We start from the raw sequence: 15,697 nt of genomic DNA, 5'->3' as shown, positions 1-15,697 counted from the left end.
GAACCGGGCCCAACCCACCAGGAGAGTGACCACCACTGTGACCACGACGACCACGGCCAGGCCCGAGACCGCGCCCGCCCCTCCACACCTCCCCCCAGCCCCGGCTCCCTGCCACTGCACCTGCGGTGCCACGGTCTGGCTGACCGGCCTGCCCAGTGCGGGCAAGAGCACCATCGCGGGACTCCTCGCCGACCGGCTCCGCGCCGCGGGCCGCCGCGTCGAGGTCCTCGACGGCGACGAGATCCGCCGCTTCCTCTCGGCGGACCTCGGCTTCTCACGCGCCGACCGGGACACCAACGTGCGGCGGATCGGCCTGGTGGCAGAGGTGCTCGCCGCCAACGGCGTGATCGCACTGGTCCCGGTGATCGCGCCGTACGCCGACAGCCGCGCCGCCGTCCGCGCCCGCCACGCCGCCCGCGACGCCGCCTATCTGGAGGTGCATGTCGCCACCCCGGTCGAGGTGTGCGGCGCCCGCGACGTCAAGGGCCTGTACGCCAGGCAGGCGTCCGGCGAGCTGACCGGCCTGACCGGTGTCGACGACCCCTACGAGATCCCCGTACGCCCCGAACTGCGCCTGGACACCCACCGCAGGAGCGAACGGGATTCGGCGGACGCGGTCTGGGCGTTGCTGGCCGACAGGGGGCTGGTGTGATGACCACCCTGACGAGCGAGCTGACGACGACGGCTCTGACGACGGCGCCCCCCGCCCCGCTGACCCACCTCGACGACCTGGAGTCCGAGGCGGTGCACATCTTCCGTGAGGTGGCGGGGGAGTTCGAGCGGCCGGTGATCCTGTTCTCCGGCGGCAAGGACTCCATCGTCATGCTGCACCTCGCGCGCAAGGCGTTCGCCCCCGCCGCGGTGCCGTTCTGCCTGCTGCACGTCGACACCGGGCACAACTTCCCCGAGGTGCTCGACTACCGTGACCGCGCGGTCCTGCGGTCCGGTCTTCGCCTGCACGTGGCGTCCGTGCAGGAGTACATCGACGCGGGCAAGCTGCGCGAACGCCCGGACGGGACACGCAACCCCCTCCAGACGGTGCCGCTGACCGAGGCGATACAGGAGCACCGTTTCGACGCGGTGTTCGGCGGCGGGCGCCGTGACGAGGAGAAGGCCCGCGCGAAGGAGCGCGTCTTCTCCCTGCGCGACGAGTTCTCGCAGTGGGACCCGCGCCGCCAGCGCCCCGAGCTGTGGCAGCTCTACAACGGCCGCCACGCACCGGGCGAACACGTCCGCGTGTTCCCCCTCAGCAACTGGACCGAGCTGGACGTCTGGCAGTACATCGCCCGCGAGAACATCGAACTCCCCGAGATCTACTTCGCGCACGAGCGGGACGTCTTCCAGCGCTCCGGCATGTGGCTGACAGCGGGCGACTGGGGCGGCCCGAGGGAGGGCGAGAAGGTCGAGAAGCGGCTCGTCCGCTACCGCACGGTCGGCGACATGTCCTGCACCGGCGCCGTCGACTCCGACGCCACCACGCTGGACGCCGTCATCACCGAGATCGCCGCGTCACGTCTCACCGAGCGCGGCGCCACCCGCGCCGACGACAAGATGTCCGAGGCCGCCATGGAAGACCGTAAGCGCGAGGGGTACTTCTGATGACCACGATCGACCTGAGGACGGCGGCAGCGACCGCCACCGCCACCGGCGCCACGCCGACACCGCCCGCCGTGCCGACACAGCCCGTCGCACCCGCCGTCGACACCCTGCGCCTCGCCACCGCCGGATCAGTCGACGACGGCAAGTCCACCCTGGTGGGCCGGTTGCTCCACGACTCCAAGTCGGTCTTCACCGACCAGCTGGAGGCCGTGGAGGCGGCCTCCCTGAGGCGCGGCCAGGAGACACCGGACCTCGCGCTGCTCACCGACGGCCTGCGCGCGGAACGCGAGCAGGGCATCACCATCGACGTCGCCTACCGCTACTTCGCCACCGCGCGACGCCGCTTCATCCTCGCCGACACCCCCGGCCACGTGCAGTACACCCGGAACATGGTCACCGGCGCCTCCACCGCCGAACTGGCGGTCATCCTGGTCGACGCACGCAACGGCATCGTCGAGCAGACCCGCAGGCACGCCGCCGTCGCCGCGCTCCTGCGCGTCCCGCAGGTGGTGCTCGCCGTCAACAAGATGGACCTGGTCGGCTTCGAGGAGCGGGCGTTCGCCGCCATCGCCGACGAGTTCACCACGTACGCGGCGTCGCTCGGCATCCACGACGTGACGGCCGTCCCGGTCTCCGCGCTGCTCGGCGACAACGTGGTGGACGCGTCCGCGAACATGGACTGGTACGCGGGCACCACCGTCCTCGAACACCTGGAGACGGTCGCGGTGGGCGGCCGTGCCACCGAGGTGCCCGCCCGCTTCCCGGTCCAGTACGTCGTGCGCCCGCAGAGCGCCGAACACCGCGACTACCGCGGTTACGCGGGCCAGATCGCGTCCGGGGTCCTTCGGGTCGGCGAGCAGGTCACGGTGCTGCCCGCCGGGCGGACCAGCACCATCACCGGCATCGACGTCCTCGGCGAGCCGAGCGCGAGCGCCCGCGCCCCGCAGTCGGTGACCTTGCTGCTCGCCGACGACATCGACATCTCGCGCGGCGACCTGATCGCACCGAGCTCCTGCGCTCCCGCGGTCACCCAGGACGTCGACGCGACCGTCTGCCACCTCGCCGACCGGCCGCTCACGGTGGGGCAGCGGGTCCTCCTGAAGCACACCACCCGCACCGTGAAGGCGATCGTCAAGGACATCCCGTCCCGGCTGACCCTGGCCGACCTCAGCCGCAGCCCCGAGCCGGGTTCGCTGGCGGCCAACGACATCGGCCGGGTGGTGCTGCGCACCGCGGACCCGATCGCGCTCGACGCGTACGCCGACTCGCGCCGCACGGGCTCGTTCCTCCTGATCGACCCGGCGGACGGCACGACGCTGGCCGCCGGGATGGCGGGGGAGGAGGACCTCTCCACCGACTGACGCCAAGTCGGCCTGCCCGCACCCGACTTGGGTACGGGCAGGTCGTCACTGCGTCCGGTACTCCTGCTCGGGACGCCCCGTGGTCCCGTACCGCAGGCTCATCCGCAGGAGGCCCGAGGTGACGAGCGAGGCGAGGTAGCGCTGCGCGGTGGCCCGTGAGACGCCGATCAGTTCGCCGACCTGCCCCGCGGACAGCGACGTAGGAGAGTTCCGTACGGCGGTCAGTACCGCGTCGGCCGTCACGGTACGGGTGGTGGTGGGCCGACGGTCGGGGCGGCGGCCGACGGTCTCCCGCAGCGCGCGGTACGTGCTCTCGACGGTGCTCTGGTCCACGGACTCCGCATCCGTCAGCTGCCGGAACCGGGCGTAGCCCCGGAGCTTCTCGGCGAGCAGCTCCGGCGGGAACGGTTTGATCAGATACGCCAGTGCCCCCGCCGACAGCGCGCGCCGCACCACGGGCCCCTCGGCCGCCGCGCTGAGGACGAAGGCGTCACAGTCCAGGCGGCGCAGCAGGTCGATGCCGGAACCGTCGGGCAGATAGACGTCGACCAGGGCCAGATCGACGGTGGCCCCGGCGGCCGTGAAGGCGTCGACGGCCTCCAGCGCCGCCGTCGCGGTGTGCGTGGTACCGGCCACCCTGAAGCCCGGCACCTCCTCGACCAGCGAGGCGTGGATACCGGCGACGCGGAAGTCGTCGTCGACCACGAGGACGGAGAGGGGCTCGCGGTCGGCGGCTGCGCGGTCAGTCATCGTCCTTCGTCCTTCTTCCTTCGTCCCGCCTCCATGACATCGGGGAGCCGGGCCACGAACACCGCGCCGCCGGAGATCTGTTCGGGGGTCCGGTCGACAGTCGCGTCGGCGTCGGCCGTCGGGCGGCCACCGCTTTCCGCGATGTAGACGTCACCACCCCTGGTGCGGGCGATCTGGCGGGCCAGGGCGAGGCCGATGCCCCGTCCGCCGACGACCGAGGCGTGGTTCTTCGTGGACACGCCTTCGCGGAATACGTTGTCCTCCGCCTCCGGGGCGGCCGGGGCGGCCGGGTCGACCGGGACACCGTCACCGGTGTCGGCGACGGTGATGAGCAAGGTGGTCTCCTCCGTCATGAGTTCCACTTCGACGAACTTGGCGGCCCGCCGCCCGTGCTGGGCGGCGTCGATCGCGTTGTCGACGAGATTGCCGAACACGGTGGTGACATCCACGGGCGCGTCGAGGGTGCCGTCGACCCAGGTGGCGCTCCCGATGACCAGGGTCACGCCGCCCTCCCGCGCCTGTGCGGCCTTCGCCGAGAGGAAGGCGCGCAGGTAGGAGTCACGGACCGCGTCGATGCCCGGCAGCGCTTCGCCGAGCCTCCCCGTACCGAGGATCGTGTCGATGTACTCGGTGGTCTCGGCGAGGTGCCCGCCGTGGGCGAGCGCGGAGACGACGTGCAGCCGGTTGGCGAACTCGTGGGGGGGGGGGGGGGGGGGGGGGGGGGGGGGGGGGGCCGGGGGGGGGGGGGGGGGGGGGGGGGGGGGGGGGGGGGGGGGGGGGGGTGGTCGTGCCCCCCCCCCCCCCCCCCCGAGCTCATGGCCTGCACCGCGTCGAGCTGGCGCGTCAGGGACTCCACATCGGTACGGTCCTTGACGGTCAGGAGCGTGCCGAGATCGCGCCCGTCCCGGCGCACCTTGCGGGACGAGATCACAAGCACCCGCTCGCCGACAGCGGTCATGACAGGACCTTGAGCGTGTCCGTGTCCGTGTCCGGGCCCGTGTCCGGGGCCGGGGCCGGGGCTGGGGCTGCGCAACGCGTCGACCACCCGGGGAGTCAGCCCCAGTTCCCCGAGGTCACGGCCGGAGGCGGCGTCGGGCACGAGCAGCAGCCGACGCGCCTCGTCATTGACGACCGTGACCCTGCCCTCCGTGTCCAGGGCGAGGACGCCTTCGCCGATGCCGTGCAGGACCGCCTCCTGTTCCTGCACGAGCCCGGCCAGTTCCTCCGGTTCGAGCCCGAGCGTCAGACGCTTCCACCGCCTGGCGAGCAGCGCGGACGCGGCGACGCCGAGCAGCAGGGCGACCACGAGCCAGCCGAGGCCACCGAGCAGGACGCGCAGGAACTGGGCCTGTACGGCGGACACGGCGAGCCCCGCGTTCGCCTCGCCGACGACCTCGGTGGCCGAGCCTGGGGCGTACACCGGGACCTTCGCGACGACCTCTTCACCGAGGTGGGCGCGGTGCCGCGCGAGGACCTCGTTTCCGGCGAGCGCGCCGGACGGGTCGGTGCTCACCTTCCTGCCCAGCTGTGAGTGCTCCGGGTGGGCGAGCCTGATGCCCCGGTCGTCCGTGACGACGACGAACAGTGACCCGGTCCTGACCCGCGCGGCCTCTGCCACGGTCTGCGCCGTGCCCTTGGCGAGCGTCGCACGCGCGGTGTGCGCCGCGCCGCTTCCGGGGCGGTCGTTGGCCGCGGAGAACTCGGCGGTGGCGCGCCGGACGGACGGCTCCGAGGCGATGGTCCTGGCCACCGCGAGCGCACGCAGCTGGTACTCCCGGTCGAGCCGGTGCTCGTTGGAGTACGCGAAGGCGGCGAAAGCCGCGGCGAGGGTGACCGCGACCACCGCGCACTGCAGGAGCAGCACCTGGGTCCGCAGCCGCAGCCGGGGCCGCAGCCTGGGCCGGGGCCTGGACCGCGGCCGGGGGCGTTCCAGCCCCGGCGGTTCGACGATTCTCACCAACCGAAGGTAACCCCGGCGCGGACCGTGCACAGAATGCGCAGAACGCTCAGAACAGGGGTTTCACGGGTTACGAGCACAACCTGGAGGCGCCGGGCGACCGGCCGATACGTTCCCGCCGGGACACAACGAGCCGCATACCAGGAGTTTCCTCAATGACGACGGCACTCACCGCATCACGCCCGCGTACAGGCCTGTCCACGGGCCCCGACGGCCGCTCGGGAGGCCGACTGTGACGGGCCACACGTGGACGCTGTTGATCATCCTGGCGGCAGCCATCGCCGCGCTGATCACGCTGATCAACTCCCGGCTCCGGTTCCACCCCTTCATCGCCCTGATGGCCGTCTCGGTCGGGGTCGCCCTGGCGGCCGGACAGCCGGTCGAGAAGATCGCCGAGTCCCTTGAGTCGGGCGCGGGCGGCATCCTCGGCGACGTCGGCGTCACGCTCGCGTTCGGCGCGATGCTGGGACGGCTGCTCTCGGCATCGGGTGCCACGGACAGGATCGCCCGCCTGATCGTCGACCGCGCGAGCGCCCGCTCGCTGCCCTGGTACGTGACGGGCGCGGCCTTCGTCATCGGCATCCCGATGTTCTTCGAGATCGGCCTCATCGTCCTGCTCCCGCTGATCTTCAGCGTGGCCCGGCGCCTGGAACGTACGCACAAGATCAACGGATCCCCGTACGTGTACCTGGCGGCGCCCGCGATCGGCGCCCTGTCCACCCTGCACGGCATGGTGGCCCCGCACCCCGGCCCGCTGGTCGCGGTGGAGGGCCTGCACGCGAATCTCGGCATGACCATCGCCGTGGGCCTGGTCTGCGCGATCCCCACGATCATCATCGCGGGCCCGGTGTACGGCCGATGGATCGCCCCGCGCCTGGACGTGCGCCCCGACCCGGAGCTGATAGCCAAATTCACGGGGACCGGCGACGAGCCCCAGGAAGCTCAGGAGTCCCCGGAGGCTCAGGAACCGCGAAAGAACAAGGTCCGCACGGGCTGGGCCCTGGCCGCCGTACTGGTCCCCGTGGTCCTGATGCTCCTGCGCACCATCGCGGAACTCGCGTACGACGAGTCCAGCCAGGTGCGGCACGTCCTGACCTTCACCGGTGAGCCGGTGATCGCCATGCTCATCGGCTTCCTCTTCGCACTGTTCGCCCTCGGCTACCGCAGCGGCCTGTCCCCGGACTCGATCCGCTCCTCGCTCGCGGACAGCCTGAAGGCCGTCGCGGGCATCCTGCTGATCATCGCGGGCGGCGGGGCGTTCAACCAGGTCCTGGAGGACTCGGGGATCGGCCAGGCCGTCGAGTCCGCGGCATCCGGCATGCACATCAACGTGATCGTGCTCGGCTGGCTGATGGCCCTGCTCCTGTCCTTCTCCACCGGCTCCGCCACGGTCGGCATCGTCGCCGCGACAGGCATACTCGCCCCTCTCGCACAGGGCGGCAGCAGCCTGCACACCTCGCTGCTCGTGGTGGCCATCGGCGCCGGTTCGATCGGCCTCAACTACGTGAACCACGCGGGCTTCTGGCTGGTGAAGGAGTCCTTCGGAATGACACTGGGCCAGGCCACGAAGTCCCACACGGCCATCCAGACCATCGTGAGCGTCTGCGGACTGCTGATGGCGCTGCTGGTGTCGACGCTGGCCTGACCGTCTGCACATGACGTACGCGACGGTGCCCTGCCCGGCGTGTGCCGCGTACCGCCTCCGTCGTCGTGCGCTTTGATCTGTGAGGGAAGCGTCGTGTCGCGGATCGCGTCCGGCCCGGCAACAGATCGTCAACGGAGCGCTCGGCATGACTGCGGACGAGGCAGAGAAGGCGGAGAAGACGGAGAAGACGGAGAAGGCGGACGAGGCCGAGAAGACGGGGGAGGCGCGGGAGCCCGGCACCCCCCACTGGCTCTTCGGCGACCAGCTCGGTCCCCATTTCGTCGACCCGGCGCGGGGCGGCCCGCACAGGGACGCGCCGCTCCTCATGATCGAGGCCCGCGGCGTCTTCCGGCGGCGGCGGTTCCATCGTGCCAAGGCCCACCTGATCCTCTCGGCGATGCGCCATCGGGCCGCCGAGCTCGGTGACCGCGTGCGGTACGTCAAGGCGGACACCTACCGCCAGGGCCTGCGCGAGGCAGTGGGGGACACCCCGGTGACCGTGCACCACCCGACGTCCCACGCGGCCGGCGCCTTCGTGCGCGCGCTGCCCTCCGTACGGGTGCTGCCGGCCCGCGGATTTCTCGTGACGCACGACGAGTTCAAGGCCTGGGCGGACGGCCGGGGCACGAAACACCTCCGTCAGGAGGACTTCTACCGCTGGGTCCGCCAGTCGCACGACCTGCTGATGGAGGGCGACCGGCCCGCAGGCGGCCGCTGGAACCTCGACCACGACAACCGGCAGCCCCCGCCCAAAGGCGCCGCCGACCTGGGCGTTCCCGCGCCCTACCACCCCCGGGAGAGCGACATCGACGGCGAGGTGCGGGCCGATCTCGACCGGTGGGAGCGCGACGGTGACGTCGAGTTCGTCGGCGAGGACGGGCCACGCTGGTTCCCCGCCACCCGCCGCGAGGCACTCGCCGCGCTCCGCCGCTTCGTCGAACACCGGCTCGCCACGTTCGGCGCGTACGAGGACGCGATTCTCGCCGAGGACGTGACGATGAGCCACAGCCTGCTCTCCTCGTCGCTCAACCTCGGCCTCCTCGACCCCGCCGAATGCGTCGAACGGGCCGAGGCGCAATGGCGGTCCGGCGACGTGCCGCTCAACAGCGCCGAAGGCTTCGTACGACAGATCGCGGGCTGGCGCGAGTACGTCTGGCACGTCTACTGGTACTTCGGCAAGCGCTACCGCGAGAGCAACACCCTGCGCCATCACGCGCCACTGCCCGACTGGTTCACGGAACTGTCCCCGGACGGGACCGAAGCGAACTGCCTGACCCACGCCGTGCGGCAGGTCAGGGAGACGGGCTGGACGCACCACATTCCGCGCCTGATGATCCTGGGCAGTCATGCGCTGCAGCGCGGGTGGGAGCCCCGGGCCGTCACCGACTGGTTCCACCGCAGCTTCGTCGACGGCTACGACTGGGTCATGGTGCCGAACGTGGTGGGCATGTCGCAGTACGCGGACGGGGGCCGCATGACCACCAAGCCCTACACGTCCGGCGGCGCGTACATCGACCGCATGAGCGACCTCTGCGGCCCCTGCCGGTACAAGCCGTCCGTACGGGTCGGCGAGGACGCCTGCCCCTTCACCGCCGGGTACTGGAACCTTCTGCACCGGCATCGCGACCGGTTCGAACACAACGCGCGGATGTCCCAGGCCGTACGGGGGCTCGACCGCCTCCGCGATCTCGATGAGCTCCTTGAGCAGGAGCGCGAGCGCCGGGACTGAGACCCTTGGAGCGGATAAGAGCGGACAAGAAGCGGCGGAGAGGAACAGCACGTGGGTCAGTCGGCCGGAGAGCCCGCCTCGGGAGAGCCCGAGCAGCAAGCCCTCTTCGGATGGTCGGAGGCCCCACCGGCCCAGGCCGGAACGGCTCAGGCCGGAACGGCTCAGGCCACGCACGGGCTGTTCCGGGACAGCCCCCAGGCACGCCGGATGCTCGACGTACGCGAGGTCTACGCCGAGCCCGCGGCCCTCGACTCACCGCGCGGTCAGCAGATCATGGCCCGGCTGCCGCAAGCCCGCGTGACAGAGGTCGCCAGCCACTGGAACATCCCCGCCCTGCACGGCAACGACGGCAACATCGCCCGGTGGGTCCGCATCAAGACCGAGACGCTCGTCCTCGGGGTCAAGCACACCCTCACCACGCGCCCCAACGGCAGATCGGCCGACTGGATCGCGCCCGGCCCCTCCAACGGCTGCGCGATGGCCTGCGCCTACTGCTACGTGCCCCGCCGCAAGGGCTTCGCCAACCCCATCACGCTGTTCACCAACATCGAGGCGATCGTGGCCCATGTCCGGCGTCACGTGCGTGCCCAGGGCCCCAAGGCGGAACCCAACCAGTGCGATCCGCAGGCCTGGGTCTACGACATCGGCGAGAACGGTGACTGCTCCGTCGACGCCCTGGTCTGCGACAACACGGCAGATCTCGTCGCCGCCTTCCGCGGCCTTCCGACCGCCAAAGCCTCCTTCGCGACCAAGTTCGTCAACCCCGACCTGCTCGCCCTCGACCCGCGGGGGCGTACTCGCGTGCGCTTCTCCCTCATGCCGCCCGACGACGCCCGCCTCCTCGACATCCGCACCAGCCCGATCGACGAGCGGATCGCCGCGGCCGCCGACTTCCTCGACGCCGGATACGAGGTCCACTTCAACCTCTCGCCTGTCGTCCTGCGCCCCGGGTGGCAGCGCGACTGGGCCGACCTGCTCACCCACCTCGACGACGTCCTGCCCGCCCGCGTGAAGGAGCAGGCGGCGGCCGAGGTCATCATGCTGACCCACAATGAGCAGCTCCACGAGGTCAACCTGGGCTGGCACCCCCGCGCCGAGGACGTGCTGTGGCAGCCGACCGCACAGGAGACCAAGCGCTCCCAGAACGGGGCCGTGAACGTTCGCTACTCCCTGGAGATCAAGCAGCAGGCCCTGACACGCATCCAGCAACTCCTCGCGGCGCACGCACCGTGGCTGCGCGTCAGGTACGCCTTCTGAGCGGACCGGACCGGACCACCTTGTCGCCGACAGCGTGCTCGGAGTGGACGTCCTCCGCCAGTTCGGTTCACTGGGAGGTTGAGAAGCGTTTCGGTTCCGCCAGAGCGGCGCGCGCGCCGACGAAGTCGGCCAGCCTTGCCGACAAAGTGGCAACGGCCAGCCGTTGGGGGAGTGCTGCCGAGAACTTCAGGCCGCGCACTGCCCGCTGGTCGACGTCAGGCAGGACCAGCGTCGGCTCGGCCTGTGCGGCGTCCAGTGCGGCGCGCCACATGCTCAGGTTCAGATCTTCCCGTAGCCGCAGGTAGCAGTCCGTCGGCCGCTGAACAGGATCAGCGATGGACGAGAGTGTCGCGCCCAGCGTCGCGTTGGCGCGATAGCCCGCCCACGTCCACCAGCGGACGTCGTTTCCGCGCCGCGAGATCAGCGTCCCGCCGGGGTGGACGAGATGCTGGGCGTCCTCGTCACGCCACTCCTGGAGGCAGACTCCGGCTCGTCGGGTGAGCGATACCTTCGGGTCGGTGCCGAGGAGGACATCCCGCATGGCGCGCGTCAGCTCGTACGAAAGCCCGACGAGCGTGCCTCCGGACCACTTGGCGACCCCACCCCCGTCGACCGGCTCGACGAACACTCGCTTGCGGCCCCAGTCGATGAACGTCACCTGCCAGCTGCGGCCCGCGAGCAGTAGTCGTCGGGGGCCCGGACGTTCCTCAGTGAGTACCGACGGATCCATCCGGCCGATCTCGGAGCGGCCGGACAGGACGGTGAACTGTGGTGGCGCGGTGAAAGACGCGGTCAGTTCGATGAAGTGACGTCGCCCGAAACGCCGCTCAGCTTCCAAGCCGATGAACAGCATGCCTTCGTCGGTGTCCAAAAAGCCTTCCTCCGTCAGGTGACGCAGGATGGGAGTGGCCGAACGGTCGAAGGGAGCCAGGCCGTTCCACTGCTCCGGCCACACCTGATCGCCCAGCTTGTGCTCCTGGAGTGTGGCGGCAAGGAGCTGCTGCGCGACCAGATGCCGCGGTGCGGGTGGTGCGACGACTGGCTCGACCCAACCGCGGCCCCAGAGCAGCAGCAACGCGGCGGCCTGCAACAGAGTGTCCTTGTGCGTGGCCAGAAACAGGCAGTTGCGGGTGTTCCCCGCGCGACGCCCTGTACGGCCGACGCGCTGAAGGAACGAGGCGACTGTGCTGGGCGAGTCGATCTGGACGACTCGGTCGAGGTCGCCGACGTCTATGCCCAGTTCCAGGGTGGACGTGGCCACGATGACGCAGTCACGGGCCTCGGCGAACGCCAGCTCGGACCGGGCCCGCTCGTCTGCGGACAGAGAGGCGTGGGACAGGAACACCGTGACGTCACGTGCCCGTAGTGCCGCTCCCAGCTCCTCCACCTGCCGTCGTGACTCACAGAAGACCAGCCGCTTTTCGCCCCTGTGCAGGGCCGCGATGACCTTGGCCGCGTTGGACAGAGAGCCCACGTAGTCGAGTTCGATCTCACCGGGCGGGGGCCCGGTCACGTCGTCCGCGGGCACCCCGTCGGAGGACGCGTCCGAGGAGGTTGTGAACTCTGGGCCGATGACCTGCCCCGCGCGCCGACCGGCGCCGGATCCTTGCAGCCAGGTGAGCAGCTGGCGGGGATTTCCGACGGTCGCCGACAATCCGATCCGCTGGATGGGATGCCCGGTGACCCTTTGGAGGCGTTCGAGGACCGCCAGGAGATGCCAGCCCCGGTCGTCGCCCGCGAACGCGTGCACCTCGTCGACGACGACGGCCCGGACACCGCCCAGCAGGTGCGCGTGGTCCGTCTTCACTCCGATCAGCATGGCTTCCAGTGACTCGGGCGTCGTCAGCAGGATGTCGGGCCTGTCGGTACGGATACGTTGACGTTGCGACTCCTTCGTGTCCCCGTGCCACAGTGCCGCGCGTCGTCCGAGCCACTGTGCGTAGCCGTCGACGCGAGTCACGAGATTGTTGAGGAGCGCCTTGAGCGGACAGAGGTAGAGGACCGAGGTGCCGGTCCAGCCCCGTTCGGACATGGCCGACAGGATCGGCAGACAGGCCGCCTCGGTCTTGCCTCCGGCGGTGGGGGCGAGCAGGACGGTGTCCTCGCCGTCCATCACCGGGTTGATCGCGGCTCGTTGAAGGGGGCGCAGGTCCGGCCAGCCGAGCGTGTTGACCACGTGGTGCAGGATGACGGGGTCGAGCCGGTCGACGGGTTCTGAGGCCGGATCCATCACAGCTCCAGGTCGACTGCGTCGGCCGACGACGCCCCGGCCAGGTTCCGCTCCACATCGGTGAGTTCACTGCCGCCGACCGTGAGCCGGTAGTGCTGCCGTGGGTCGAAGTCCGGGAACTGATCGATACGGTCGAGGACGTCGCCGACCAGCTTTTTGAGGAAGAGCCGGGGCGCGACCCCTACCTTGCCCGCGAGGGCCCCGCCCACCGCACGGGCAAGATCGGCAACATACGCGTCGTCCGCCAGCGCCTTGACCCGTTCGGGAGAGTCTGCCCCGGACGCGAAAAGGTCCCGGATGGTCACACCGAGGCCGGTCAGCGACTCCAGGGTGAATCCGGGCAGACGCAGTTGGACTGCCCGGGGGTTGTCGAAGCGGGGATCGGTCGTGAAGTCCGTGGCGAGTCGCTGGGCGAGCGGCGGGAGTCGTTGCACGCCTTGCTGGCCGTCGTAGAAGGCGGGTGTGCCGGTGATGACCAGATAGAGGCCGGGGAACCGTCCCGAGTGGACTTCGTCGATCAGCTGGCGCAAGGCGTTGAGTGCCTTGTCCCGGGCGTCCGATCGCACTCTCTGCAGGGTTTCCACCTCGTCCAGTACGACGAACAGTCCTCGGTGGCCGGAATCCCGCAGGACGGTGAGCAACCCCTGCAGGAAACCCAGGGCCCCGAAGTGGTCGAGGTCGCCGCGTACCCCCGCGGAACGGCGCGCAGCAGCCGCCACATGGGGCTGGCCGCCGAGCCAGGCGAGGATGGCCGCTGCCGTCGCCTCGTCGCCCTCGGAGAGAGCGGTTCGGTAGCCGCGCAGCGCGGCCGCGAAGGACGGCGCGTGTCGGGACACCTCGGTCAGCCGGGCGGTCAGCAACTCCTCCACCGCGCCGCACAGATCATTCTCGTCGGCACCGGCGGCGAGAGCGTCCTCCTCCAGGGCGTAGAACCACGCGTCCACCACGGGCCGCAGGGCACTCGGTGGGAAGCTCGGGGTGGACAGCCGCTCGGTGAGACGCCGGTAGACGGTCTCCAGCTTGTGCAGCGGAGTTTCCGTCTCCGAGACCTGGATCTCGGCAACGGCGAAGTTACGCTGCCTGGCGCGCTCTCCGAGCCACCGGGTGAAGAAGGTCTTGCCGGAACCGTACTCACCTCGCACAGCCTTGAAGACCGAGCCACCCGAGGCGACCGCATCGAGTTCCGCGTCGAGCGCGGACTCGAAACGGTCGAGGCCGGTGGCAAGAAGATCCAGGCCGTTCTCGGGCACCGCACCGCGCCGGAGCGCGTCGAGGGCGGTGCGTCGCCGAGCGGCGGAGACGGGAGAAGGACGCGGATCGATCACTCGCTCATTGTCCCATCCGTGCATGGTGAGGAACCGTTCTCGCGCATGGTGAAGAACCGTCCTCCGGGTCACCTGCGCCGGTGGCTGCCGTATCCGAGGTTGGTCGTGAGGTAAGAGACGAATTCGCTGCTCTTCGCGGTCTTGTCGGCCCCCGAACGGTTCTCTCGCTGGAAGTTCTCGAACTGCTCCTGAAGCGATGCCCACAACGATTCGAGGCGCGCCGCGCTCGGGAAGACCTCTTCTCTGGCGGCGTTGTCCAGGGCTTCCGGCTTGCTGAACACGCGGCCCATGAGGTCGACCGCGCCGAGCATGGCGAGATGGAAGTGGAGATTCGTGTGCAGTGACCGGGAGACGGGATCCGACATCGACTGCAAGAACTCGTCCACTTGGCGCTGCGCTTTGGCCAGCCACAGGTAGACGGGAAGTTCCGTCTTCGCCGAGAAGACGCGCCGGTAGTCGGTGTCGGACTTCAGCAAGCTGGAGGGGCGGGCGCGGGCGTCGTCGGGCCGTCCCAGCGCCATAGCCATCACGGACTGTGCCAGCAGGGGAATGCTGACGATACGGTCGGCCGGCTTGCCTTGGTTCCGATAGAAGTTTTTGCGCCGGTCGTAGAACCAGTCGTGCTCCAGGAAGTACGACTCGATCTGCCGTTGGATGTCGTCCGTGGCCCGGAGAGAGGCGACCGGGACGCTCGTCTGCCGGTTGGTGGCGCGGATGACGGAGTCCCGCGCGGCTTGGTCCACGGTGACGAGGATGCGTACCTGCACGAGCCTGTTGAAGACGGGGTCGGTCGGCTCGGTCAGGTAGAGGTCGTGCAGCGTCTCGTGGAGCGTGTACGAGGTCTGGAGACCGTTGACTATCTGTACGTCGGAGAGGCTGAGCCGCTTTCCGACGGAGGTCGCCTGCGAGCACACGATGGTGATGCCGTTGTTGAGCCACCAGAACTCCGGCGCCTCGGGGTTCTGGAGGGAAGCCGTGATCTCCCGGTTCACCTCGACATTGCCCTGATAGTCACGGACGTTCCAGTCGAAGATATGGGACTTGATGGACCCGGTCTCGTCGCTGAGGAAGTCGAGGTACTCGCCAAGACCGACCAGGGCGATGTGGCTGGTGCCGTGGGTGATGCTCTCCCTGTAGGGCAGTTCCAGGGTGTACGAGGGGAGAGTGCTGGCACGCTGCCAGAGTTCCGCGGGGCCGAGGAACTCGACCTCACCCGTGGAGATGGCGAAGGCGTTGGAGAACTGCGTCTCCAGGATCTTGGCTTTTGCCTGAACCTTGGGGTGCACCTCGCTCGCCTCGCCGCGCGTCACGTACGAGAACTTGATGAGGACGGTCGGGTGGCGCGTGAGGAGACGCGATAACGCGGTTCTGAAAAGTCTGAAGCGGGCGAGGAGATCGGCGGTGTACAGCACTCCGACGGTGCTCTCGTCGACCTCCATGTTCAACAGGTTCGCGCAGGTGGACGCCGCCTTGTCCAGGGCCGTTTCGGAGAACCCCGCGCTGGTCTTGGCCTGGATGAGCCACAGCGTGAGCTGGCTTCCCTGCTCCACGTTCGAGACAGCGGAGTGCTGCTGGAAGATCTCGCTGTCCTCGTGCAGGAGCCGACCGCCGAGGAAGACGTAGGCCCCGTCGATGCCGCCGTCGTTGGCGCCTCCGATCACGCCGGCCTCGATCTCCTCCTCGGAGAGGCCGAAGCCGTGCAGCGCGTGCTCACCGGCGAACCTCTCGAAGGCCGCGTCGAACGTAAGCGGGACGGCGCGGGCGTTGCGCCGCTCCTCGATCATCTGGTTGATCAGCACACGGTCGTTGGCGCTCATGGCTCCTGGCTCATCGGTGGAAGGGAC

At 69.8% G+C, this 15,697-nt stretch carries 12 protein-coding genes; 6 read left to right on the top strand and 6 right to left on the bottom strand.

Annotated features, from left to right (window positions below; all coding sequences use genetic code 11):
- Window positions 1–25 precede the first annotated feature (25 nt).
- Genes cysC through ACZ5CR_RS33880 form a run of 3 tightly spaced genes read left to right on the top strand, consistent with a single transcriptional unit; the run spans window position 26 to window position 2,960 of the window.
- Window positions 26–652 (top strand): adenylyl-sulfate kinase, encoded by a 627-nt coding sequence (cysC, locus tag ACZ5CR_RS33890; protein WP_468864642.1) that lies wholly within the window; start codon window positions 26–28, stop codon window positions 650–652.
- On the top strand, window positions 652–1,599 hold the full coding sequence (cysD, locus tag ACZ5CR_RS33885) for a sulfate adenylyltransferase subunit CysD (protein WP_468864640.1): 948 nt from the start codon (window positions 652–654) through the stop codon (window positions 1,597–1,599). The genes cysC and cysD overlap by 1 nt, the downstream gene beginning before the upstream one ends.
- The gene (locus ACZ5CR_RS33880; protein ID WP_468864637.1) at window positions 1,599–2,960 is read left to right on the top strand and encodes a sulfate adenylyltransferase subunit 1; all 1,362 of its coding nucleotides are present in this window, start codon (window positions 1,599–1,601) and stop codon (window positions 2,958–2,960) included. The genes cysD and ACZ5CR_RS33880 overlap by 1 nt, the downstream gene beginning before the upstream one ends.
- A 45-nt stretch (window positions 2,961–3,005) precedes the next feature.
- On the opposite strand, the gene ACZ5CR_RS33875 is transcribed toward ACZ5CR_RS33880, so the two are convergent.
- The 3 genes from ACZ5CR_RS33875 to ACZ5CR_RS33865 are packed head-to-tail and all read right to left on the bottom strand — an operon-like array spanning window position 3,006 to window position 5,460.
- Window positions 3,006–3,710 carry a response regulator transcription factor gene (locus tag ACZ5CR_RS33875; RefSeq protein ID WP_468864635.1) on the bottom strand — a complete coding sequence of 235 codons (705 nt, stop codon included), beginning with the start codon at window positions 3,708–3,710 and terminating at the stop codon, window positions 3,006–3,008.
- The gene (locus tag ACZ5CR_RS33870; RefSeq protein WP_468864633.1) at window positions 3,707–4,213 is read right to left on the bottom strand and encodes a sensor histidine kinase; all 507 of its coding nucleotides are present in this window, start codon (window positions 4,211–4,213) and stop codon (window positions 3,707–3,709) included. The genes ACZ5CR_RS33875 and ACZ5CR_RS33870 overlap by 4 nt, the downstream gene beginning before the upstream one ends.
- On the bottom strand, window positions 4,210–5,460 hold the full coding sequence (locus tag ACZ5CR_RS33865; protein WP_468864676.1) for a sensor histidine kinase: 1,251 nt from the start codon (window positions 5,458–5,460) through the stop codon (window positions 4,210–4,212). Before ACZ5CR_RS33865 ends, ACZ5CR_RS33870 begins: the two co-directional genes overlap by 4 nt.
- Before the next feature lie 439 nt (window positions 5,461–5,899).
- On the opposite strand from ACZ5CR_RS33865, the gene ACZ5CR_RS33860 reads away from it, so the two are divergent.
- The 3 genes from ACZ5CR_RS33860 (at window position 5,900) to ACZ5CR_RS33850 (ending at window position 10,298) form a co-directional block, all read left to right on the top strand.
- On the top strand, window positions 5,900–7,312 hold the full coding sequence (locus ACZ5CR_RS33860; protein WP_468864630.1) for a GntP family permease: 1,413 nt from the start codon (window positions 5,900–5,902) through the stop codon (window positions 7,310–7,312).
- A gap of 145 nt (window positions 7,313–7,457) precedes the next feature.
- Complete coding sequence (locus ACZ5CR_RS33855; protein WP_468864627.1) at window positions 7,458–9,041, top strand: cryptochrome/photolyase family protein; 1,584 nt, start codon at window positions 7,458–7,460, stop codon at window positions 9,039–9,041.
- Window positions 9,042–9,092: 51 nt separating this feature from the next.
- Entirely contained in the window at window positions 9,093–10,298 is a 1,206-nt protein-coding gene (locus ACZ5CR_RS33850; protein ID WP_468864625.1) for a spore photoproduct lyase family protein, read from the top strand.
- Window positions 10,299–10,365: 67 nt separating this feature from the next.
- Here ACZ5CR_RS33850 and ACZ5CR_RS33845 read toward each other — a convergent pair whose 3' ends face one another.
- From ACZ5CR_RS33845 to ACZ5CR_RS33835, 3 genes are read right to left on the bottom strand one after another with little or no spacing between them, the layout of a single operon-like run.
- On the bottom strand, window positions 10,366–12,528 hold the full coding sequence (locus tag ACZ5CR_RS33845) for a DEAD/DEAH box helicase (protein WP_468864622.1): 2,163 nt from the start codon (window positions 12,526–12,528) through the stop codon (window positions 10,366–10,368).
- Window positions 12,528–13,877, bottom strand: a complete 1,350-nt coding sequence (gene brxD, locus ACZ5CR_RS33840) for a BREX system ATP-binding protein BrxD (RefSeq protein WP_468864620.1) — start codon at window positions 13,875–13,877, stop codon at window positions 12,528–12,530. Before brxD ends, ACZ5CR_RS33845 begins: the two co-directional genes overlap by 1 nt.
- Window positions 13,878–13,921: 44 nt before the next feature.
- Window positions 13,922–15,670 (bottom strand): AIPR family protein, encoded by a 1,749-nt coding sequence (locus ACZ5CR_RS33835; protein WP_468864618.1) that lies wholly within the window; start codon window positions 15,668–15,670, stop codon window positions 13,922–13,924.
- Window positions 15,671–15,697 lie beyond the last annotated feature (27 nt).

The sequence above is a fragment of the Streptomyces sp. NPDC031274 genome (assembly GCF_055570235.1).
The sequence above is the reverse complement of the archived record's forward strand: the minus strand, read 5'-3'. Positions and strand labels throughout refer to the sequence as shown.

Coding starts and splice junctions, on each gene's coding strand:
- cysD (WP_468864640.1), top strand. CDS start 652: ATGACCACCCTGACGAGCGAGCTGACGACGACGGCTCTGACGACGGCG.
- ACZ5CR_RS33880 (WP_468864637.1), top strand. CDS start 1,599: ATGACCACGATCGACCTGAGGACGGCGGCAGCGACCGCCACCGCCACC.
- ACZ5CR_RS33875 (WP_468864635.1), bottom strand. CDS start 3,710: ATGACTGACCGCGCAGCCGCCGACCGCGAGCCCCTCTCCGTCCTCGTG.
- ACZ5CR_RS33855 (WP_468864627.1), top strand. CDS start 7,458: ATGACTGCGGACGAGGCAGAGAAGGCGGAGAAGACGGAGAAGACGGAG.
- ACZ5CR_RS33845 (WP_468864622.1), bottom strand. CDS start 12,528: ATGGATCCGGCCTCAGAACCCGTCGACCGGCTCGACCCCGTCATCCTG.
- brxD (WP_468864620.1), bottom strand. CDS start 13,877: ATGCACGGATGGGACAATGAGCGAGTGATCGATCCGCGTCCTTCTCCC.
- ACZ5CR_RS33835 (WP_468864618.1), bottom strand. CDS start 15,670: ATGAGCGCCAACGACCGTGTGCTGATCAACCAGATGATCGAGGAGCGG.